General features: G+C 74.4%; 20 protein-coding genes. 7 read left to right on the top strand and 13 right to left on the bottom strand.

The window, feature by feature from the left end:
- Positions 1–90: 90 nt before the first annotated feature.
- A complete protein-coding gene (locus ACH4J0_RS25585; RefSeq protein ID WP_396242890.1) occupies positions 91–1278 on the top strand; it encodes an MFS transporter in 1188 nt (395 codons plus the stop codon).
- A 147-nt stretch (positions 1279–1425) separates the two neighbouring features.
- On the opposite strand, the gene pgm is transcribed toward ACH4J0_RS25585, so the two are convergent.
- From pgm to ACH4J0_RS25570, 3 genes are all read right to left on the bottom strand, one after another.
- Complete coding sequence (gene pgm / locus ACH4J0_RS25580) at positions 1426–3066, bottom strand: phosphoglucomutase (alpha-D-glucose-1,6-bisphosphate-dependent) (RefSeq protein WP_396242889.1); 1641 nt, start codon at positions 3064–3066, stop codon at positions 1426–1428.
- Positions 3067–3208: 142 nt separating this feature from the next.
- Positions 3209–3511 carry a YciI family protein gene (locus tag ACH4J0_RS25575; protein ID WP_396242888.1) on the bottom strand — a complete coding sequence of 101 codons (303 nt, stop codon included), beginning with the start codon at positions 3509–3511 and terminating at the stop codon, positions 3209–3211.
- 4 nt (positions 3512–3515) lie between these two features.
- Positions 3516–3941 carry a GNAT family N-acetyltransferase gene (locus ACH4J0_RS25570; protein ID WP_396242887.1) on the bottom strand — a complete coding sequence of 142 codons (426 nt, stop codon included), beginning with the start codon at positions 3939–3941 and terminating at the stop codon, positions 3516–3518.
- Between the two features lie 353 nt (positions 3942–4294).
- On the opposite strand from ACH4J0_RS25570, the gene ACH4J0_RS25565 reads away from it, so the two are divergent.
- A complete protein-coding gene (locus ACH4J0_RS25565; protein ID WP_396242886.1) occupies positions 4295–4636 on the top strand; it encodes a hypothetical protein in 342 nt (113 codons plus the stop codon).
- A 133-nt stretch (positions 4637–4769) separates the two neighbouring features.
- Complete coding sequence (locus ACH4J0_RS25560; protein WP_396242885.1) at positions 4770–6257, top strand: FAD-binding protein; 1488 nt, start codon at positions 4770–4772, stop codon at positions 6255–6257.
- Between the two features lie 237 nt (positions 6258–6494).
- Here the strand turns inward: ACH4J0_RS25560 and ACH4J0_RS25555 are convergent, their stop codons facing one another.
- The 7 genes from ACH4J0_RS25555 to ACH4J0_RS25525 form a co-directional block, all read right to left on the bottom strand.
- On the bottom strand, positions 6495–7451 hold the full coding sequence (locus tag ACH4J0_RS25555) for a helix-turn-helix transcriptional regulator (protein WP_396242884.1): 957 nt from the start codon (positions 7449–7451) through the stop codon (positions 6495–6497).
- Between the two features lie 98 nt (positions 7452–7549).
- On the bottom strand, positions 7550–10051 hold the full coding sequence (locus tag ACH4J0_RS25550; protein WP_396242883.1) for an excinuclease ABC subunit UvrA: 2502 nt from the start codon (positions 10049–10051) through the stop codon (positions 7550–7552).
- Positions 10048–10599, bottom strand: a complete 552-nt coding sequence (locus ACH4J0_RS25545) for a pyridoxamine 5'-phosphate oxidase family protein (protein WP_396242882.1) — start codon at positions 10597–10599, stop codon at positions 10048–10050. Before ACH4J0_RS25545 ends, ACH4J0_RS25550 begins: the two co-directional genes overlap by 4 nt.
- A gap of 119 nt (positions 10600–10718) precedes the next feature.
- Positions 10719–11582 carry an ABC transporter permease gene (locus ACH4J0_RS25540; RefSeq protein ID WP_396242881.1) on the bottom strand — a complete coding sequence of 288 codons (864 nt, stop codon included), beginning with the start codon at positions 11580–11582 and terminating at the stop codon, positions 10719–10721.
- Entirely contained in the window at positions 11542–12441 is a 900-nt protein-coding gene (locus ACH4J0_RS25535; protein ID WP_396242880.1) for an ATP-binding cassette domain-containing protein, read from the bottom strand. Before ACH4J0_RS25535 ends, ACH4J0_RS25540 begins: the two co-directional genes overlap by 41 nt.
- Entirely contained in the window at positions 12441–12920 is a 480-nt protein-coding gene (locus tag ACH4J0_RS25530; protein ID WP_396242879.1) for a MarR family winged helix-turn-helix transcriptional regulator, read from the bottom strand. The genes ACH4J0_RS25535 and ACH4J0_RS25530 overlap by 1 nt, the downstream gene beginning before the upstream one ends.
- 161 nt (positions 12921–13081) lie before the next feature.
- A complete protein-coding gene (locus ACH4J0_RS25525; RefSeq protein WP_396242878.1) occupies positions 13082–14212 on the bottom strand; it encodes an FAD-dependent oxidoreductase in 1131 nt (376 codons plus the stop codon).
- A gap of 133 nt (positions 14213–14345) precedes the next feature.
- On the opposite strand from ACH4J0_RS25525, the gene ACH4J0_RS25520 reads away from it, so the two are divergent.
- Complete coding sequence (locus tag ACH4J0_RS25520) at positions 14346–14939, top strand: TetR/AcrR family transcriptional regulator (protein WP_396242877.1); 594 nt, start codon at positions 14346–14348, stop codon at positions 14937–14939.
- Between the two features lie 24 nt (positions 14940–14963).
- Here the strand turns inward: ACH4J0_RS25520 and ACH4J0_RS25515 are convergent, their stop codons facing one another.
- Positions 14964–15293 (bottom strand): hypothetical protein, encoded by a 330-nt coding sequence (locus ACH4J0_RS25515; RefSeq protein WP_396242876.1) that lies wholly within the window; start codon positions 15291–15293, stop codon positions 14964–14966.
- A gap of 338 nt (positions 15294–15631) precedes the next feature.
- The gene (locus ACH4J0_RS25510) at positions 15632–16420 is read right to left on the bottom strand and encodes an alpha/beta fold hydrolase (protein WP_396242875.1); all 789 of its coding nucleotides are present in this window, start codon (positions 16418–16420) and stop codon (positions 15632–15634) included.
- Between the two features lie 159 nt (positions 16421–16579).
- Between ACH4J0_RS25510 and ACH4J0_RS25505 the strand changes: the two genes are divergently transcribed.
- Entirely contained in the window at positions 16580–17254 is a 675-nt protein-coding gene (locus tag ACH4J0_RS25505; protein WP_396242874.1) for a TetR/AcrR family transcriptional regulator C-terminal domain-containing protein, read from the top strand.
- A 718-nt stretch (positions 17255–17972) separates the two neighbouring features.
- Positions 17973–18320: a helix-turn-helix transcriptional regulator gene (locus ACH4J0_RS25500; RefSeq protein ID WP_030552897.1), complete on the top strand. Its 348-nt coding sequence runs from the start codon at positions 17973–17975 to the stop codon at positions 18318–18320.
- Positions 18321–18406: 86 nt separating this feature from the next.
- On the opposite strand, the gene ACH4J0_RS25495 is transcribed toward ACH4J0_RS25500, so the two are convergent.
- Entirely contained in the window at positions 18407–19402 is a 996-nt protein-coding gene (locus tag ACH4J0_RS25495) for a zinc-dependent alcohol dehydrogenase family protein (RefSeq protein ID WP_396242873.1), read from the bottom strand.
- A 198-nt stretch (positions 19403–19600) separates the two neighbouring features.
- Here ACH4J0_RS25495 and ACH4J0_RS25490 point away from each other — a divergent pair, with 198 nt between their 5' ends.
- Positions 19601–20611, top strand: coding sequence for a phosphotransferase family protein (locus ACH4J0_RS25490; RefSeq protein WP_396242872.1), 1011 nt, complete (start codon positions 19601–19603; stop codon positions 20609–20611).
- Positions 20612–21358: the final 747 nt, after the last annotated feature.

Below are 21358 nucleotides of genomic sequence, written 5' to 3'. Positions count from 1 at the left end.
TGGTTTGACAATCATCCACCAATCCCTGATTGTTTGGCGAGCATCAAACCGTTGCATGTACGTCCAACAATCGCCTCGGGGGGCTTTCCCGTGCCCGTACGCCTGCTCCTCCTCGCCCTCGGGACCTTCGCCATGGGCACCGACTCGATGGTCGTGGCCGGCATCCTCGGCCCGATCTCCGCCGACCTCGGCGTGTCGGTGGGTGCCGCCGGCCAGCTGGTCACCGTCTTCGCACTCGGCTATGCCCTGCTGGCCCCGCCGCTGGCCGCCGCCACCGCCCGCTGGCCGCGCCGGCGCCTGCTGCTGACCGCGCTCGCCGTCTTCAGCGCCGCCAACGCGCTCAGCGCCCTGGCCCCCAGCTACGCACTGCTGCTGGCCACCCGGGTGCTGGCCGCCGCCGGCGCCGCCCTCTACACCCCCACGGCCAACGCGGTCGCCACCGCCCTGGTCGCCCCCGAACGACGCGGCCGGGCGATCGCCACCGTGCTCGGCGGCATGACCGTCGCCACCGCGCTCGGCGTGCCGCTGGGTACCTGGGTCGGGCGCGCCGACTGGCGGCTGACGATGTGGCTGGTCACCGCCCTGGGCCTGGCAGCGTTCGCCGGACTCGCCGCCCTGCTGCGGGACCTGCCCGCCCCCGCCGCCGCCCTGCCCCTCGGCGCCCGCCTCGCCCCGCTGGGCCGGCGCCGGGTGCTCGGCGCGGGCGCCACCACCCTCGCCTTCTTCCTCGCCTTCCAGAGCGTCTACATCTACCTCGCCACCGCCGTCCACGGCGCCACCGGCGGCGACGCCGACCGGCTGAGCCTCATCCTGCTCACCGTCGGCGTGATGTCGGTGGCCGGCAGCTGGCTGGGCGGACGCCTGGTCGACCGCGCCGGAGTGCGCAGGGTGCTGCTGGCCGGCTCCGCCGTCGCCGCCTGCGCCTTCGCCGCGCTGCCGTGGCTGGGGCGCAGCATGCCGGGGGCACTGGCGTACTCGGTTGTGGTTCCGCTGGCGGGCTGGGCGGTGTCGGTGGCGCTGCCGCACCGGCTGGCCTCGATCGACCCGGCGAACGCGCCCCTGCTGATCTCCCTGAACAGCAGCGCCCTGTACCTGGGCACGGCGGCCGGCGGGGTGGCGGGCTCGGCGGCGATCGCGGTGCTGGGCGAGCGGTGGTTCCCGCTGGCGGCGGCGGTACTGGCACTGGCGGCGTGCGCGATCGCGGCGACCACCACCCGCGACCAGCGCCCGGCCCTACGGACGGCGGCAGTACCGGCCGCGACGCCGACGAGCAACTGACAGACCGTACGGGGGCGGGCCCGACGCACGCACCGGCTCCGGCCCAAGCGGCCCCGCCGGGCGCACCGGCTGGGGACGGGAGCGGGCCGGCGCCCCGGCCTCCGTTGCCCCCACGGGGGGCGGCGGCCGGGGCGCCGACGGCGTGCGTCAGGCTCCCAGGACCTCGCCGACCAGGGCGCGGGCCTCCTGCTGCACCCGCGCCAGGTGCTCCTCGCCCAGGAACGACTCGGCGTAGATCTTGTACACGTCCTCGGTGCCCGAGGGCCGGGCGGCGAACCAGGCGTTGTCGGTGCACACCTTCAGGCCACCGATGGCCGCCCCGTTGCCGGGGGCGTGGGAGAGCACCGCGGTGATCTTCTCCCCCGCCAGTTCGCCGGCCGTGACCTGCTCGGGCGACAGCCGGGCCAGGCGGCCCTTCTGCTCGCGGTCGGCGGGGGCGTCCACCCGGGCGTAGGCGGGGGCGCCGTGGCGATCGGTCAGGTCACGGTAGTAGGCGCTGGGGGTGGTGCCGGTGACGGCGGTGATCTCGGAGGCGAGCAGGGCCAGCAGGATGCCGTCCTTGTCGGTGCTCCACACCCCTCCGTCACGGCGCAGGAAGGAGGCACCGGCGCTCTCCTCGCCGCCGAACGCGATCGAGCCCTCCAGCAGGCCCTCGACGAACCACTTGAAGCCGACCGGGACCTCCACCAGCGCGCGGCGCAGGTCGACGGCGACGCGGTCCAGCATCGAGGAGGAGACCAGTGTCTTGCCCACCGCCGCATCGCCCGGCCAGTCGGCGCGGTGGCGGTAGAGGTAGTCGACGGCCACCGCCAGGTAGTGGTTGGGATTCATCAGGCCGCCGTCGGGCGTGACGATGCCGTGCCGGTCGGCGTCCGCGTCGTTGCCCGTGGCAATGGCGTACTCGTCCTTGCGGCCGATGAGGGAGGCCATCGCGGCCGGGGAGGAGCAGTCCATGCGGATCTTGCCGTCCCAGTCCAGCGTCATGAACCGCCAGGTCGGGTCGGTGACCGGGTTGACCACCGTCAGGTCCAGGCGGTGGGTCTCCGCGATGCGCCCCCAGTAGGCCACCGACGCCCCGCCCAGCGGGTCCGCGCCGATGCGCAGCCCCGCCGCGCGCACCGCGTCCAGGTCCAGCACCGAGGGGAGGTCCTTCACGTAGGCGCCCAGGAAGTCGTGGCGCCCGGTGGTGGCCGCGGCCAGCGCCCGCGCGTACGGGACCCTCTTGACCCCGCGCAGGCCCTCGCGGATCAGCTCGTTGGCGCGGTCCTGGATCCAGCCGGTGGCCTCGGAGCCGGCCGGGCCGCCGCTGGGCGGGTTGTACTTGAAGCCGCCGTCGCGCGGCGGGTTGTGCGACGGCGTCACGACGATGCCGTCGGCCAGCGCCCGGGGGCTGCGCCGGTTGTGGGCCAGGATCGCGTGCGAGACCGCCGGGGTGGGGGTGTAGCCGTCGGCGGCGTCGATCAGCACCTGCACGCCGTTGGCGGCCAGCACCTCCAGCGCGGTCGCCTTGGCCGGCTCGGACAGCGCGTGGGTGTCCGCCCCCAGGAACAGCGGGCCCGCCACCCCCTGCTCGGCCCGGTACTCGCAGATCGCCTGCGTGGTCGCCGCGATGTGGTCCTCGTTGAAGGCCGCGTCCAGCGAGGAGCCCCGGTGCCCCGAGGTACCGAAGGCCACGCGCTGTGCCACCTCCTGCGGATCCGGGCGCAGCGTGTAGTACGCCGTCACCAGCCGTGCCACGTCCACCAGGTCCCCGGGCTGCGCCGGCTGCCCGGCCCGTGCGTGTGCCATCCGTCCACTCCCGCCGAAATGCCGAACTTGCAGAAACTCGCGTTACGTCCTTGCCCCGCGCTCACCGATCGTAGCCAGAAAGCGACCGTGCCCCGAACCGCACGGCGGCTTCGGGGCACTCGGGTCGCGGCGGCGACGGGGATCAGGAGGCGGGCAGCTGCTGGCGGTAGTCCTGAAGCGCCGGGGCGGTGACGGTGGCCAGGAACTCCGTCACCCGGTACTCGGTCAGCCCCAGGCGGACGAACGGGTCGGTGGCCACCAGCGCCTCGATCCCGGCCCGGTCCTGCCCCGCCGCGAGGATCACCCCGCCGTCGCGCGGCACCTTGCGCCCCGAGGCCAGGAAGGTGCCCGCCGCGTAGTGGGAGTCCAGCCACTGCACGTGCTGCGGCAGCGCTTCGTCGATCCGCTCCAGCGGGGCGGTGTAGGTCAGCTCCAAGATGAACATGCCGTCAGGCTAGCTCGGCGGGGCGGGGGGAGGCCCACCAGGTCGAGGGCGCCGCGGCGGTGTAGCCCAGCGACTCGTACAGGGGCCTGCCCAGCTTGGAGGCGGTGAGGGTGGCGGGCAGGTCCGCGAGGTCGGCGAGGGAGCCGAGCATGACGGCCCGGCCCACGCCGCGCGAGCGGAAGGCCGGCGAGGTGGCGACCCAGTAGTGGCTGCCGATGCCGTCGTACACGGCCCTGGCGCAGGCTCCCGCGGCCACGCCCTCGTGCGAGGCGAGGAACACGTCCACGCCCGGCAGCCCGACCAGCGCGCTCCGGCTCCGCCCGGTCGCGGTCCAGAAGGCGGCCGAGTTGCGGGCCTGGCGCATCGGCGCCCGGGCCAGAGCCTCGGCCGAGGGGGTGGGCTGGTCGGTGGCGGTGGATCCCGTTGTCATGGTGCCCACGGTAGTGCGGAACTGACCCGTCGCCTGGGCCAATTCGTTCCGGGCGGGCTGGGCCACCTCGGGCGGGACCGCACTCGGGGGGTACGGCGGGCCTTCCCGGCCCCGGAGGATGCCGACCCCAATCCTGCCAGGTCAGGCAAGGGTTTCGGTAGGACGCAGCACACCCTTGTTCCGCCTTGCCGTGCCCCCCGCGCACGCCGCACACTCGTGCAACACCCCACTCCCCCTCCGCGGCCCACGCGCCGCCGCCCGCTTCCCGGGCGGCCGGCGTGCGGACCGTCGCGCCCTGGCGCCGGCACCGGGGGGTGGACGTACTTGAGCAACGACCAAGGGGGACACGCCACATGAACGTGCACACGGACCTGGTGCTGAAGGCGCGGGTGCGGCTGATGAGCCACAACGACCGGATCCTGGAGGGCGAGGAGGGGCTGTGGGTCTACCGGATCCTGTTCGCGGTCAGTCCACGCGCCCACGCCTACAAACTCGCCTACGTCTTGCGGGAGCTGAGCGAGGTCAGCCCGCGGGTGGCCCGCCTGCCCGAGGCGCGGCGGGCGCTGTTGGAGGAGGCCAGGGCCGTCAGCGCCCGGATCCCGACCGACGCCCCCGCCTACCAGCGCCGGATGTGGGACCACTCGATGGCACAGCTCAAGGAGATCGAGCGCCGGCTCGGGCAGGTGAGCCGGTGACGTGACCGGGCCGGTACGAGCGGCGGGGCGTACGGCCCGGCGCGAGCGGCGAGGGCATGCGGGCCGGTAGGCGGGCGCGGGCCGGTTGCGGTACAACAATCACTATTTGACGACTGATCGGAGAAAACCTGATATGAGCAGGTCAGGACTGTCCCGCCGCGCCCTGATCGCCGGCGCGGGCGCCGCCGTCGTCGGGTGGAACACCGCCGCCCGGGCCTGGGCTACCGCGCCGGAGGCCGGTGTCGCCGAACTGCCCGCGCTGGACGGGGTGGTGACGCTGGGCGAGGGCGTGGAGCGGTTCTCCTCCGACTTCGGGCACCTGGTCAGCGCCGCGCCCCGCGCGGTGCTGCGGCCCGCCTCGGTGCGAGACGTGCAGCGGGTCGTCGACTTCGCCCGGCGCCACCGCATCCCGGTGGCCGTCAACGGGCAGAGCGGGGACGCGGCGGTGGTCGGGCAGGCGGGGCTGGAGTCGCACTCCAGCTACGGCCAGGCCAACCCGCGCGGCGGCATCGCGATCGACGCCCGCGGTCTGGACGAGGTGGTGTCGATCCGGCCCGGCGAGGCCGTGGTGGAGGCCGGCGCCACCTGGGCGCAGCTGGCGGACGCCGCCCTGGCCCAGGGCTGGATGCCGCCGGTACTGACGGACTACCTGCACCTGTCGGTGGGCGGCACGCTGAGCGTGGGCGGGATCGGCGGCGCGGTGCAGCACCACGGCCTGCAGACCGACACGGTGCGGGAGCTGCAGGTCGTGACCGGCACCGGTGAGCTGGTGACGGCCTCGCGCGAACGCAACCGGGAGCTGTTCGAGGCGGTGCTGGCCGGCGGCGGCCAGGCGGGCATCATCGTGCGGGCGACGCTCGCGCTGGTGCCGGCCCGCGAGCGCTCCACCGTGTTCACCCTGGCCTACGACGACCTGGACGCCTACCTCGCGGACCAGGCGAAGGTGCTGGCCGACGGCCGGTTCGACCTCCAGGTCGGCAACGTGGTGCGCAGCGCGGACGGACAGCGGTGGCGGTACACGGCGGAGCTGGTGGCCTACGGCGACGCCGGGCACCCGGTGGACCGCGAGAAGCTGCTGGCGGGGCTGAACCCGGTGGCGGGTGAGACGTCGGTGGTGGAGCAGGGCTGGCGCGAGTACGCGTTCCGGGTGGACGCGTACGCGGGCTACCTGCGGGCGGCGGGGTTCTGGGGGCTGCCCAAGCCGTGGCTGAGCCTGTTCCTGCCGGCCTCCACGGCGGGGGTGTTCATGCGGGAGGCGGCCGCGTCGCTGACGGCCGCGGACCTGGGGGCGGGGCTGCTGCTGTTCTACCCGTACACGCGGGACGAGGTGCGCACGCCGCTGGCGGTGCTGCCGCAGGAGGAGGTGGGCTGGCACTTCGACCTGCTGGCCTTCCCCGCCCCGGGCGCGGACATCGCGGGCATGCTGGAGCGCAACCGGCGCCTGTACGAGCGGGCGGTCCAGCTGGGCGGCAAGCGGTACCTGATCGGGGCGGTGCCGGGGATGACGGCCGCCGACTGGCAGCGTCACTACGGGGGGCTGTGGGAGCAGGTGGTGCAGGCCAAGCGGCGCTTCGACCCGGCGGGGATCCTCACCCCGGGCCAGGGCATCCACGGCGCCTGACCCGTGCCCCCGGCGGGGCCGCTCCGTACCGGGGCGGCCCCGCCGGGGTCAGGGCGGTCTGCGGCCGGCCGGCTCATCCGCGGTCTCACCACCCGGAGCCCCACCCCCGCTGCTCCTCCGTCCCCACGCGCGCCGAGCCCGGGTGCCCGGGCTCGGCGCGCGCCCCTGCGGGGTGGTTCGAGGGCCTCGGCCTCCGGGGCGGACCGGTTCCGGGCACCGGCGCCGGCACCGCCCCCCTCAGGCGTACAGGGCAGCGGCGCGGCGGGCCGCGTCGGCGAGGCGGGCGCGGAGTTCGGGCGGGTGGAGGACCTCGGCCTCCGGGCCGAGGCGTAGCAGGTCGAAGTAGCCGATGTCCCAGGTCTCGAGCGGCAGGGTCACGGTGACCCAGCCGTCGGCGTCCGCCGGGCCTGCGGTGGCGAGGGCGTCGGTGGCGGCGGTCGGCTCCAGCAGGACGGCCAGCTGGTCGACGGCGAGCGGGCTCAGGCGTACCACGGCGCGTTCGCGCAGCATGGCGCGGGTGAACTCCCGTGCCGCGGTGGTCCAGTAGGCGGCGAGGTCGAAGTCCGGGTCGCGTTCGAAGTGTTCGTCGCCGGCTTCGGCGGTTTCGAAGCGGTCGACGCGGTAGGAGGCGATGCGGCCGGAGGGGCCGCGTGCGGCGACGTACCAGCGGCCGGCCTTCAGGACCAGGCCGTACGGCTCCAGGCGCCGCCGGCGGCTGCCGCCGCGTGCCGCGTAGCCGGCGTCGAGGACGCGCTCCTCCCACACCGCGCGGGAGACCTCGGCGAGCAGCGGCGGGGTCTCCGGCTCGCGGAACCAGGCAGGTGCGTCGAGGTGGAAGCGCCGGGCGGCGGTCGCGGGGGCGTCGCCGAGGACGGCGGCGACCTTCAGCCGGGCGGCGAGGGCGTGCCCGGCCAGGCCCATGTCGCGCAGCGGACCGGGGAGTCCGGCCAGGTGCAGGACCTCGGCTTCGGCGCGTTCGAGGCCGGTCAGGCGGGTGCGGTAGCCGTCGACGAGCCGGTAGCCCCCGCCGCGGCCGCGTTCGGCGTACACCGGGACTCCGGCTTCGAGCAGGGCGGCGATGTCGCGCTGCACGGTGCGTTCGGAGACCTCGAGTTCGGCCGCGAGTTGCGCGGCGGTCATCGTCTGCCGGGTCTGGAGGAGCAGCAGCAGCGCGATGGCCCGGCTCGCCCGCACCTCGCCTCCTTCGTCTCTGGTTCGTCCGCCCGTCGCGGCTGTTCGCCCACGGCCCGCGCACCATTGTCGCCGGTCGGGCGGGCCCGCCCGCCGCGCGGTCAGCGCCCCGCGTCCTCCCGTGCGTCGCCCGGGGCGTCCAGGAGCGGCCGGCCGGCCGCGTGGCGGCGCAGGTAGTGGGCGGTGGGAGTGTCGGCGCGGGCGACGGTGTCGGGAGTGCCCTGGGCGACGACGGTGCCGCCGTCGGGGCCGGCTCCGGGGCCGAGGTCGATCACCCAGTCCGCGGACGCGGCGAGGGGGATGTCGTGTTCGGCGACGACGACGGTGTTGCCGGTGTCGAGCAGCGCGTCGAGCGCGTCGACGACCTGCTGGACGTCGCGGGGGTGCAGACCGGACACGGGCTCGTCGAGCACGACGAGGCCGGCCTTGCGGCTGGTGGCGCCGCGCTGGATCGCGGAGGCGAGTTTCAGTCGCTGCGCCTCGCCCCCCGACAGTTCGGTGGCGCTCTGGCCCAGCCGCAGGTAGCCGAGCCCGACCCCGTCGAGCGCGGCGAGGGTCCGGGCGAGCTGCCGGGGCCGGGTGAAGACCTCCCTGGCCTGGTCGACGCTCAGTTCCAGCACCTGGTCGACGGCCAGCCCCCGGTAGGTGATCTCCAGGGCCTCGGGCCGGTAGCGCCGCCCGTCGCAGGTGTCGCACACCACCCACACGTCGGGCAGGAAGTGCAGGTCGACGAGTTTGCGGCCGTGGCCGGTGCAGCTCTCGCAGCGTCCGCCGGTGGTGTTGAAGCTGAACCAGGAGGCGTCCAGGCCGCGCGCGCGGGCCGTCCCGGTGGCGGCGAACAGGTGGCGGATGTGGTCGAAGGCCTTGCTGTAGGTGGCAGGGTTGGAGCGCGGGGTGCGTCCGAGGGGGTCCTGGTCGACGACGGCGACCCAGCCGAATCCGTCGAGACCGCCGACCCGGCGCACGGTGTCGGCGGCCGTACCGCCCAGGGCGGCGGCGGCGCCTGCGGCGATTGCGCCCAGGACGCTGCTCTTGCCGCTGCCGCTGACCCCGGTCAGGCAGGTGAGCCGCCCGGCGGGCAGGCGCAGCACGTCGGCGCGGGTGTGGTGGGCGCGCAGGCCGTGCAGTTCGATCCAGGCGGAGTCCGCGCGCACCGGGCGCGGGGCGCGGCGCAGCCGGGGTGTGCGGCCGGCGAGGTGGCGGCCGGTGGCGGAGGTGGGGTGGGCGGCGACCCGGTCCGGTGGGCCGCTGACCAGGACCCGGCCGCCGTGGCGGCCCGCGCCCGGCCCCAGGTCGACGATCCAGTCGGCGCGGGCGATGAGTTCGGGATCGTGTTCGACGAGAAGGACGGTGTTGCCGGCGTCGCGCAGTTCGAGGGCGATGTCGAGGAGGTGCTTCTTGTCGGCGGGGTGCAGGCCGGCGCCGGGTTCGTCGAGGACGAAGACGACGTCGCTCAGCTGGGTGCCGAGCTGGGCGACGAGGCGGGTGCGCTGCAGTTCGCCGCCGGAGAGGGTGGTGACGGGGCGGGAGAGCTGGAGGTGGGCCAGACCGAGGCGTTCCAGCAGGTGCAGGCGGCGGGTGAGGTCGTGCAGGAGGGGTTCTCCGACGGTGCGCCGGGGCGTGTCGAGGGTGTCGGCGAGGTGGGCGGCCCAGGCGCGCACCTCGTGGACGTCCACCTCCAGCAGGTCGGGGTAGGTGAGGCCGCCCAGGCGTACGGTGCGGGCGGCGTGGCCGTATCCGCTGCCGTGGCAGGTGGGGCAGGGCTGTTGGCGCAGGTAGGGCAGGTAGCGCTGTTTGGCGGCGGGGGTGCGGGCGTTGGCGAAGACCCGTTCCACTTCGGCGAGGGCGCCGCGCAGCGGCTGGGTGGAGGTGTAGGTCATCCGGGCGCTCTCGTGCCTGTTCGGGATGGTGACGGTGGCCTCGATGGCCTCGGATCCGGTGCCGTGGAGGACCTGGTGGCGGAAGGCGGCGGGCAGTTGCTCCCAGGGGAGGGCGAGGTCGACGCCGCGTTCGGCGGCGAGGGCGGGGACGAAGTGGTGTTCGGCGGAGCGCCATGAGGCGTACCAGGGGGAGGCGCCGTCGAAGAGGGGCAGGTCGGGGCGGGTGATGACGAGGTCCTCGTGGGCGCGCCGGTGTCCGCCGGTGCCGTGGCAGTCGGGGCAGCTGCCTTCGGGGGTGTGGCGGTCGAAGGACGCGGTGCTCGGCGTGTCGTCGGCTCCGGGGCCGTGCGGGCCGTCGGGGCCGGGTTGCGGCAGGCGGGAGTAGAGCAGGCCGAGGTGTCCGTCGATGCCGGTGATGGTGGCGACGGTGGAGCGGGGGTTGCGGTTGAGGCGGCGCTGGTCGACGGCGAGGGTGGGGCCGAGGCCGAGGATGCGGTCGACCTTGGGGCGGTTGCGCTGGGGGATGTACTGGCGGACGAACGGGGACAGGCCGTCCAGGTAGCGCAGTTGGGCTTCGCTGTGGAGGGTGTCGATGGCCAGGGAGGTCTTGCCGCTGCCGCTGACGCCGGTGAAGGCGACGAGTCGGCCTTTGGGGATGCTGAGGGTCACGTCGCGCAGGTTGTTGGTGCGGGCGCCGACGACGTCGATGGTGGCGCTGCTCATGCCTTGTCCGCCTCGTGCGGCTCGTGCGCGTTCGCTTCGAGCTGGGCGGGGTCGAGGGCGAAAGCGGCCATCCAGTGCGGGTGCAGCCGGTAGTAGACGACGTCGTTGTCCCAGTCGAAGGTGTCGTGGCCGTAGAAGTCGCGGAAGTAGGCGAGCAGTTCGGGCCAGTCGGCGGCCGCCTCGCCGTTGTGGGGGTTGAGGGTCTCCACGGTGCCGTGGGTGAACACGCCCAGGTCCTCCCCGCGCAGGTGGGCGGCGCTGACGGCGGGCCGGGCGGCCAGGTGGCGGGCCTTGGCGGAGGTGCGGGCGGTGCCGAAGTGCCACTTGCCGTGCAGGAAGTGGCCGTCCACGCCACTGACGCGCGGCTCGCCCTTCGCGGTGACGGTGGACAGGGCGAGCGTGCACATGCCGGTGAGCACACGGGTGAGCCGGTCGGCGGTCAGGCTGCGTTCGCTGCTGATGATGGAGCGCAGGTGGGCGGTGGAGCGGGAGAGCGAGGCGTCCAGGAGGGCCTGGAGGCGGTGGAGCTCGTCGGGAGTTTCGCGCATGGGGTCCTTGCCTTGTCGGTCGCTCCGGCCGGCGCCGTGACGGCGCCGGCCGGTGACCCCACCCTCTCCCCCTCACCCGACATCTCCTGTCGTATTTCCTCCCCGTGTCGCGACGGGCCTCAGCGAGCCAGGCGGCCCAGCAGCGCGGAGGCCGCGGCGATGCCGGCCAGGGTGGCGGCGGCCAGGACGGCGAAGTCCAGCGGCAAGTGGGACGGGGTGCCGATCAGCAGGCCGCGCAGTGCGTCGACCTGGTAACTGAGCGGGTTGACCTTGCTGACGGCCTGCAGCCAGCCCGGCATCAGGTGGACGGGGTAGAGGGCGTTGGAGCCGAAGAACAGCGGCATGGTGATCGCCTGGCCGATGCCCATCAGACGGTCTCGGGTCAGCACGATCCCGGCGATGGCCATCGACAGGCAGGAGAAGAACGCCGAGCCGAGCAGCACCACCGCCACCACCCCCAGCAGGCGCAGCGGGTTCCAGGTCATCGCGACGCCGAGGACCGCGGCGATCAGGACCACGACGACGGCCTGGAGGACGGCTTTGACGCCGGCGGCGAAGGCCTTGCCGGTGACCAGGGCCCCGCGCGGGGTGGGGGTGACCAGCAGTTTGGTGAGCACCCCGGAGTCCCGCTCCCAGATGATCATGATGCCGTAGAAGATCGCGATGAACATCGCGGACTGGGCGATGATGCCCGGCGCGAGGTAGTCCAGGTAGGGGATGCCGCCGGTGGGGATGGCCTTGAGGCGGGTGAAGGTCTCGCCGAAGATCAGCAGCCACAGGGCGGGCTGGACGGCCCGGGTGTAGAGCTCGGTGCGGTCGTGGCGCAGCTTCTGCAGTTCCACCGTACACATCGCAGCGATGCGCGCGGGTACCAGGCGCCAGCCGGTGCGGGCCCGCGGGGGCACCAGCAGCAGGTCCAACTCGGGCCCTTGGTCGGGTCCTTCAGCCGACGCGGTTGGCCGTGCGGCGGGTACGGCGGACATCGCCGAAGTCTCCTTCCGTGGCGTCGGCCAGGTCGCGGCCGGCGAAGTGGCGGAACACGTCGTCCAGGGTGGGCTCGTCCTGGCCGCCCCTGCCTTCCTGGCCTTCCTGGCCGCCCCTGCCGTCCTCGCCTTCCGGGCCGTGCTGGCGGACCTGGCGGACCTGCTCCTTGAGTTCGGCGGGGGTGCCCAGCGCCCGGATGCGGCCGCGGTCCATCAGGGCGATGCGGTCGCAGTGGCGGTCGGCCTCGTCCATGTAGTGGGTGGTGACCAGGACGGTCATGCCGGTGGCCTTGCGGACGGCGTCCACGCGTTCCCACACGCCGGTGCGGGCGATCGGGTCCAGGCCGATGGTGGGTTCGTCCAGGACCAGCAGGCGCGGGGCGCTGACCAGGGCCTGGGCGAGTTCGAGGCGGCGCACCATGCCGCCGGAGTAGGTGGCAGCCATCCGGTCGGCGGCGTCGGTGAGGTCGACGGCGGCCAGGGCCTGGGTGACACGCCGGGCGCGTTCGGCGCGGGGGACGTCGAAGACCCGGGCGAACAGCGCCACGTTCTCGCGCCCGGTGAGTCCGGAGTCGGCGGACAACTGCTGGGGGACGTAACCGAGCAGGCGCCGTACCTCCATGGGGCGGCGGGTGGCGTCGTGACCGAAGACGCGCACCATGCCGGCGCCGACCGGCAGCAGAGTGGTGATAGCGCGGATGGTGGTGGTCTTGCCCGCGCCGTTGGGGCCGAGCAGACCGAACACCTCACCGGTGCGCACGGTCAGGTCGATGCCGTCCACGGCGCGGGTGATCTTTCCGCGGCCGTGGGTGAAGCTGTACTCCAGGTTCTGGCACACCACCGCTTCGTCCTGGCCCATCACTCCTCCTCGTCGGGCAGGTTGCGCAGGCCCTCGGCCAGGCTGTGCAGCGCGGGCAGGGCGGCGGCCAGGGCGGCCCGCTCCGGCTCGGGCAGGTCCGCCACCAACTCGGCCATCAGCGCCCGGCGGCGCCGGCGCCAGGCCTCGATCCGTTCCTCGGCCGCCGGCATCGCGTACAGCAGCGCCGCCCGCCGGTCGCCGGGGTCCACCTCGCGGCGCAGCAGGTCCTGGGCGACGAGCTGGTTGACCAGGGTGGACACCGAGTTCCCGGCCAGGCACAGCTCCTCGGCGGCCTCGGAGACCCTCAGGCCGGGGCTGTCCATCACCAGGCGCAGCAGTTCCACCTGCGCCCCACGAAGTCTGGGCCGTTCCGCGCGGCGCCGCAGGCGCCGCCGGAGCATGCGCTGGATGCCGACGAGCAGGGCGGAGAACTCGTCCGCCACTACGCCGTCGGGCATTTCGGGAACGCGTGTCGCCATACCCCCGATTTTAGCTCTCAGTACGAGGTGTTTGTCGAGGAGTGCAGGAGCGGAGACTCGGGGCGCCGCTTCCCGGGCTCTTCCGGCCTGGCCGGGCGCAGAGGTGTGCCGCAACCGGCAGCACCCCGACCACCCGGTGCCCGTCAAGATTCGCGGCGGGCTCATGAGGTCGTTGCGGGCACGAGGTGGTCGAGGGCGTGGGCACTGCCCGTCGCGGCGTGGGTGGAGCGCGGGAGCATGAGGCGTTCGTAGGTGCGGACGGCGTCGTCGACGACGTCCTCCGTGACCAGGGCGTGGGCGAGGTCGGCGCCGTCGAGCATGGCGAGGTTGGCGCCGAGTCCGGCCGGGGGCATCAGGTGGGCGGCGTCACCGAGCAGCGTGAGGCCGGGGACGTGCTGCCAGGTGTGCGGGGCGGGCAGGACGAACAGGGGCCGGCTGGTGAAGCCGTGGTCACCGCCGCGCAGAAGGTAGCGCAGGCTCTCGTCCCAGCCGTCGAACAGGTCCAGCAGGTGCGCGCGTACGGCCCGCTGGTCCTCGGGGTCGACGCCGGCGGCCGTGTGCCAGGCCTGGGGAGTGCGCAGCGCGATGTAGGCGCGGATGTGGTGGTTGCTGTTGCGCTGGGCGACCAGCGTGCGGCCGGCCCCCTTGGCGAGCATCGAGCCGTGGCCGACCAGGCGGGCGAGACCCGGGTGACGGGTGTCGCAGTGGTCGAATCCGGTTTCGAAGAAGGTGACGCCGGTGTAGCGGGGTACGGCCGCGGACAGGGCCGGGCGTACGCGGGACCAGGCTCCGTCGGCGCCGATGACGAGGCCGAAGTCCTCGGTGGTGCCGTCGGCGAACCGCAGCCGGCAGGTGCCGTCCGCGAGCGGGACGGCCGCGCTGACGGCGTGGTCCCAGCGCACGGTGCCTTCGGCGAGCGAGTTCAGGAGCAGGCCGCGCAGTTGGCCTCGGTCGATCTCGGGCCGGGCGCCGGTGTCGGGATCTGCTTCGGCAGCGGCGTGGGCACCGAAAGCGGCCAGGGGTTCGGCCGTGGCGGGGTCGAGCACGCGCCACTGGTCGCCTTCGGGGCGGGCGAGGGCGTGGAAGCGTTCGAGGAGTCCGGCCGAGCGCAGCGCGGCCTGCCCGGTGTCGGCGTGCAGGTCGAGGGTGCCGCCCTGGGGGCGGGCGTCGGCGCCCGCCTCGCGTTCGAAGACGGCGACGCGGCGGCCGTGCCGCTGCAGGACCCGGGCGCAGGTGAGGCCGCCGAGGCCGGCGCCGACGATGGCGATGCGGGAGTCGCGGGCAGGGTTCATGGGAGTGGAAGTGCCCCTCGATAGGTCGGTGCGGGTCGCCGGGAGCTCCGGGCACCACCAAGAAAGCACACTCGCTAAATAAGTGCAATGACTACGCATTCGAAGCGGGTTCACTCCAGGGTAGGATGGGCGGGTGACCGAACCGACCGGGCGCCGCGAGCGCAAGAAGGCCCAGACCCGCCAGGCCCTGGCCGACGCCGCACTCGAGCTCTTCCTCGAACGCGGCTACGACCAGGTCGGCGTCAAGGACGTCGCCGACGCTGCCGACGTCTCGGTCACCACCCTGTTCAAGCACTTCCCCGGCAAGGAGGCCCTGGTCTTCGACCAGGACGACGACCTGGAGGCGGCACTGGTCGCCGCCGTCCGCGAACGCCCGCCGGGCCGGTCCATCCCCCAGGCCCTGCGCGACCACCTCCTGCTCGGGCAGACCCGCTTCGCCGTCCACGCCGCGGACCCCCGCTTCGCCGCCTTCCTGCGCCTGGTGCAGGACACCCCCGCCCTGCGCGACTACGCCCACCGCATGTGGACCCGCCACGAAGCGGCCCTGGCCGCCGCCATCGCCGAAGCCGTCGGCGCACCCGCAGACGACATCCGCTGCGCCGCCCTGGCCCGCTTCGCCCTGGAGGCCCGCAGCCTCATCCAGCGCCACCCCGACCCGGACCGCGCCGCCGACGAGGCCTTCGCGCTCCTCGAACACGGCTGGACGGCCTCCCACCCGGGCACCTGAGCCGGGGGCGGCGCGCCGGTTGCCTCACTCCGTGCCGATCTGGGTGCCGAGTTCGGTGGCGAGTTCGGTGCCCAGCTCGGTGACTGGGTGGCGGCCGGCGGCGAGATCGACGTCGGTACGGTCCCTGAGCAGCCTGATCGCGGCATCGCGCCGACCGTCGCACAGCAGGGCCGTCAGCTCGGTGACGAGCCCGGCGTCCAGCCGCCGCAGGGCGGTCAGCGCCCGGGCGTAGTCCGCCGGCAGTGCGTACCCCTGGAGGAGCAGGGCCAGTACCGTGGGCGCCGCGTCCGACCCCAGCCCGGGACCACTGCGCAGCCGGCGCCCGCCCTTGGCACGGCACCCTCGTCCTGGCATGGGCGCCTTCGTCCCGGCACGGGCGCCAGGATCGCGGATGTCTTCCTCGGCCCCGCCGATCACATCCCGCGTTTCGACCCGGCGCGCGTCCTCGCGGAGGTCGACGCCAAGCGGGCCGTCGCCGACGGGAACGGCCCTCAGGTCCCGCACGGGCGGGAGCCAAGGTCTTTCGGGGGCGGGTCCGAGGTCCCGCCGCTCAGGCCGGTCGGAAGCGCTGGACAGCAATCGGCCGCACCGGCGAAGGCCGCTCACGAAGGAGTCGCACGCCCGGATGCGGTCGGAGGCGCTCACACATGTCGCCGCGCCCCCGGCCGGGCGGGACACCGCGTGAGGAGCCGTCAGTGCCGGGGCGGTGGCTGGGTGAGGGAGCCGAGGGGCAGCAGCTTGGGGACCTGCTGGTCGGCGAGGAAGTCGAGCAGGATCCGGTTGACCAGGGCGGGCTTCTCCAGGGGGGCGGTGTGGGAGGTGCCGGGCAGGACGGCGAGTTGGGCGTCGGGGATGGCGGCGGCCATGTCGGCGCTGTGGGAGACGCGCACGCCGTCGTCGTCGCCCTGCAGGACCAGCACGGGCATGGGCAGGGCGGCCAGGGCCGCAAGGCCGATGTCGGGCTCCTCGCGCCACATCTTCAGCCACTTGGCGAAGACGACGGGGAAGTGGCCGGGGCCGTCCGGGGAGAGAGGTTCGTACTGGGGGCGGAACATGTCGGCGAGCCGTTCGGTGTCGTCCAGCATCGCCGCGTCCGCGTCGGTGGCGCCCTCGCGGCTGACGCCGCTGCTGATGAGGGCGAGCTTGCGCACCAGGTCGGGGCGACGCAGCGCCAGGCGCAGGGCGACCGTGCCGCCGGCGCTCCAGCCGACGAGGTGGACCGGACCGGTGGCGAGGGTCTCCAGGAAGGCGATGACGTCGTCGGCCATCAGCTCGCTGGTGACGGGGCCTTCGACGTCGGCGGTGCGGCCGTGGCCGCGAAGTTCGGGGGCGTGGACGCGGAAGCGTTCGGCGAGGGCGGGGATCTGGGCGTACCAGCTGTCGGCGGTCACCCCGCCGCCGTGCAGCAGGACGACGGGCTCGCCCTCACCCCGCGTCTCGTAGTAGGTGCGCAGTCCGTTGACCGTCACGTACTCCCCCATGCCCCCACCCCTTTGGTCCTTCCGGCAGCACTGAACCGCCTTGCCCGGTGGCCGGATTCGGCGTACTTGAGCAATGCTCAGGTCGATCATAGGCAGATGACCTGAGCTAAGCTCAAGTCCCTGGAGAATCCCGTTTGCCGGAAGGACCGCACCCACCCCATGGCACTGCACCGCGAGGACGTCGTCCGGGCCGCGCTCGAGCTGCTGGACGAGGTCGGGCTGGACCGGCTGACCACCCGGGCGCTGACCGACCGGCTCGGCGTACAGCGCGGCGCGCTGTACTGGCACGTGCGCAGCAAGCAGGAGCTGCTGGGTGCGATGGCGGACGCGGTGGTGGCCGGGGTTTTCACCGCGCCCGGCACCGGCGACGGGGCCGACAACGGAGCGCAGGCAGGCTGGGCCGGGCGGACGGCGGACTTCGCGCACCGGTTGCGCGGGGCGCTGCTGGCCCGCCGGGACGGGGCGCGCCTGGTGTCCGCCCACCTGGCCCCGGGGGCTGCGACGCTGGGGGCGGTGGAGGAGGGGCTGGCGCTGATGCGGGCGCAGGGGCTCGCACTGGCGCAGGCGGCGATGTTCGGGCACGCGGTGACCAGTTACGTGATCGGGTTCGTGCTGCAGGAACAGGCTGCGCACACCGGCACCGAGGCCGGTGCCGGTGCCGGTTCCGGCGCCGATGGTGATGACCGTGCCGATGCTGGTACCGCGCCGCCGGTGGATCCGAGGCGCTACCCCCACCTGGCCCAGTGGCAGGCCGAGCAGCCCGCCGACCCGGATCAGGCGTTCTCCGCCGGTCTGGCGTTCCTGACCGCGGGGCTGGCTGCCCAGCTGTCCTGATACCGCCCGCCCCGGGGACTCGGACGGGCGGGCGAACGGGCGAGCGGCAGAAGAGCCGGGCCGGTGCCGGTAGTTCAGGAGCCGGGAGCCAGGACGTGCACCGGCCCGCCCTTCCAGCGGGCGGGCTCCGCAGCGGCGACGAGCGCCCGGCCGGGGCCCGGGCGCCAACCCGCCGATCTCCCACGGCGGGTGCTACGTGCCGCGCCTGCCCGAGACGCCACGGTCGACGGGCGTCGGCGGCCGCGAGTACGGCCGTGAGGGCGGTGGGACCGGTGAGGTCAGTGAGGGCGGTGGGACCGGTGAGGTCAGTGAGACCGGTGAGGCGCTCGCGGCGCGCTCCCACGCGGTGGCGCGGCGTGCCACGGCACTGGGCGAGGAACACCAGGTGCCGGGCCGGGTGCCGGCGAAGGAACTGAAAACCGACCCGGCCGCCGGAACGCAGGAGTTGTGCCTGCCACTGCGGCGTTCGCCGTGCCCGGCTCCGCCAGCGGCAGCGGCCTGAGCGCCCCCGGCCGGGGGCGCTGTGGCGGGTGGCGTGATGCGGGTGCGGCGGGCGCCGTCGTGCGCGTACGGTGCGTGATTCGTGTTGCGGAGGTGTTGCGGCGCGCGTGGCAGGGGTCCTGCCGTAGTAGCGTCGGGCATGAAGTCGCGCGTGGTGCGCGGCCGTTGACTAGGAGCGCTGCGGGACGGGGGCCGGGCTTGGGAAGGGGTGGTGGGTGTGGGACGGGCACGCGTGACGGCGCGGGTGATCGTGCACCCCGGTGTGGAGGATGTGAGCGTCCAGCAGGTGCTGGAGGCCCTGGCCGATCCGGCGAGGCGCTCGGTGGTGCGCACCCTGGCGCACGCGGGCGCCGATCTGAGCTGCGGCTCCTTCGACCTGCCGGTCGGGCGCTCCACCTCCAGTCACCACTTCTCGGTGCTGCGCGCGGCCGGGGTGCTGCGCCAGTACTACGTGGGCACCACGAAGATGAACACGCTGCGCGCGGAGGAACTGGAGCGGCGCTTCCCGGGCCTGCTGTCGGCGGTGGTCGCCGCCGCCGACGCCGAGGCCCGGGACGCGCCCTGAACGCCTGAACGCGCCCGGGCACGTTCGCGCCAATCGCCCGGCCCGGGCCCGCCCGGAGCCCGGGGTCAGTGATCGGTGATCAGCGGTCAGTCGGTGACGGTCACGACGATCTTGCCGACCTGGGTGCCGGCCTCCAGGTAGCGGTGGGCCTCGACGATGCTGTCGAGGCCCTCGAAGACGCGGTCGACGGCCGGGGTGAACGTGCCGTCGGCCAGGCCGGCGGTGATGAACGCGTGGGCGCGGCGCAGCCGCTGGGCGTCGCGGCTGACCTCGTGGATGGTGTAGAACCGGCTGCTGATGGGCGCGAAGGTGTCCTGGCCGGGCATGGGGGTGTCGCGCATGTCCAGGCGCCCGTAGACGATCAGGTGCCCGCCGGGGGCGATGGCCTGGGCGAGGGTGTTCACGCCGGGGCCGGCCACGGCGTCGAAGACGGTCCGCACGCCCTCGCCGCCGGTGATGTCCAGGACGCGGGCGGGCAGGTCCTCCTCGCCGGTGACGATGACGCGGGCGGCGCCGGCGTCCAGGAGCTGCGCCGTCTTGGCGCGGGTGCGGGTGGTGGCGATCGGTACGGCGCCGATGCGCCGGGCGATCCGGATCGCGGCCAGGCCCACGCTGGATGCGGCGGCGGTGAGCAGCACGTGGTCGCCGGGGCGCAGGTGCCCGTCCTCGGCGAGGGCGCCGTAGGCGGTCAGGTAGGGCATCCAGGTGGCGGCGCCCTGGACGGCGCTCAGGTGCGCGGGGCGGTGGACGGCGGCGCGGGCGGGGACGACGGCGTGGGTGGCGTAGACACCGTAGTCGTTCTGGAGGAACGCGGGGATGGAGTCGACCGGGTCGCCGACGCGGAAGCCGGTGACACCCTCGCCGACGGCGTCCACGGTACCGGCGGCCTCGTAGCCGGGGGTGGCGGGCAGCTTCGGCTCCTCCAGGTAGGTGCCGGCGCGGTAGAGGGCCTCGGCGCGGTTGAGGCCCAACGCCTGGACCCTGATGCGCAGTTCGCCAGGGCCGGGCTGGGGCAGGGGAACCTCGCGGACGGTGAGGACCTCCGGTGCGCCGGTGGCGGTGAAGACGACTTTCCTGGGCATGGCGAACTCCCCTTCGGCGGTGTGCCGGTGTGTGCGGTTCGACTACCCAGCCAAGCGGGGGCGGGGACCGCTGTCAAATTTCTATGGATATCGAACATGGAGCGGTGGGCCCTTGCCGTACGGGAGTTGATGCCGCGCCATCCGGACTCCGGGGGCCCTCGGAGAGGTGCACGGGGGTGGGGCGTAGGGTGGTCGTCCGTGATCGAGGGCGAGGACCAGGGGTGGGCCGGCACGCGCCGGTGGGTGGAGGGCGCGCTCGCGCCCGGCGAGCGGATCGTCCGGGTGCGGGAGCTCAAGGGCGGGTGGACCTCGCGGATGCGCCGCCTGGACATCGAACCCGCCGACAGCGGTCGCGAGGATGGCGGCGGAGACGGTTACGCGCTCGTGCTGCGTTCCTTCGTCAAGCCGTTCTACCGCCGCCACGCCCCGGGACTGCTGGCCCGCGAGGCCGGTGTGCTGCGCCTGCTGGAGGCCGGGGACATCCCCGCCGCCCGGCTGCGCGCGGTGGACGCGACGGGCGAGCACTGCGAGGACCCGTCGCTGGTGATGACCCACCTGCCCGGCAGTGTGCGGGTGCGCGAGGACGGCGAGGTGGCGCGCCGCACCACCCTGCTGGCCGAGCAGTTGGCGGCCGTGCACGCCGTGGCGGTGCCCGAGCACCGGCGTCCGCGCGCCTGGCAGGCGTGGACCTCCCCCGAGCGCGTGCAGGTCCCCGCCGCCACCGAGCGCCCGCGCCTGTGGGAGCGGGCGGTGGAGGTGATCGGCCGCGAGGCCCCGGCGCACCGGGGCCGTTTCCTGCACCGCGACTTCCACTCCGGCAACGTGCTGTTCACCGGCAGCGGGGAACAGCTGGCGGTCAGCGGCGTCGTCGACTGGGTGGAGACCTCCTGGGGCCCGGCGGACCTGGACGTCGCCCACTGCTGCACCGCGCTGGCCCTGCTGCACGGCGTACCGGCGGGCATGGCCTTCGCCGACGCCTACGAGCTGGCCGGCGGCGCCCTCACCACCGGCGGGGACCACTTGTACTGGCGGCTGCTGGACGCCCTGGCGTTCGCCCCCGACGCGCAGAAGGTCGCCGAGCCGTGGCGCGAACTGGGGCGCACCGACCTGAGCGCGCCCGTGCTGGCCGGGCGCCTGGAGGACTACGTGCAGGCGCTGTTCGAGCGTTACGCGTCGCCCAGCACTTCGACGGTCGGCGCGTCCTGCTGATCGCCCACTCCGCCAACCGCTGGGCCCTGGACTGCCTGCTCACCGGCGCCCGTCTGGAGGAGGTCCTGCGCCACCCGCCGCCGTGGCGCCCGGGCTGGCACTACACCCTGCCGGTCCCCTGGCAGTGGCCGCCCGCCTGACGCCGGACCTGCGGCGGGGCTGCGGCGGTGGGGGGCGGGGCGGGGCGGCAGGGGCCGCGACGGCCACCCGCACGACCCCGCCCCTCTCGCCCCGGCCAACCCGCGCCGCAACCCACCGATCCGCTGAGCGACGCGGCGCACGGCCCGACGCGTGCCCGGGCGCGGCGACCCGGTGGCGGGGCCCGGGGTCCAGGCCGACGCAGCACAAGTAGCCATCCGTCCGATCCCGGCCCCTCCCACCCGGCCGGCTCGCGTCGCCGCCCGCCGATCCACCGATCCGCCAATCCGCCGATCCGCCTGGCTCGTTCGTCGAACGGCCCGGCGAATGCCCGTCCGCGGCGCGCGGATCCCACCTGCCCGGGGCGCACGTGGCACCAGCGCGCGGCGTGCAGCGGCGCCAGGCGCGCGCGGTGGGCTGCGCCACCCTCGCCGTCATTCCTGGGAGCGCCTGCCGCTGCGCCGCGGCCGGGCGGGCGCGCCCGTGGGGCGGGCACGTGGGGCGGGCGCGGGGGGAGTCGGCGGGGCCCCCCTCCCACCCCCCGAGGTTCGGCCGCGCAACGGGGGGGGGCGGGGGTGGCGTGTTGATACAGGGCCGGGACCCAGGGGC

The sequence above is a fragment of the Kitasatospora sp. NPDC017646 genome (assembly GCF_044329365.1).
Classification (GTDB): domain Bacteria; phylum Actinomycetota; class Actinomycetes; order Streptomycetales; family Streptomycetaceae; genus Kitasatospora.
The sequence above is the reverse complement of the archived record's forward strand: the minus strand, read 5'-3'. Positions and strand labels throughout refer to the sequence as shown.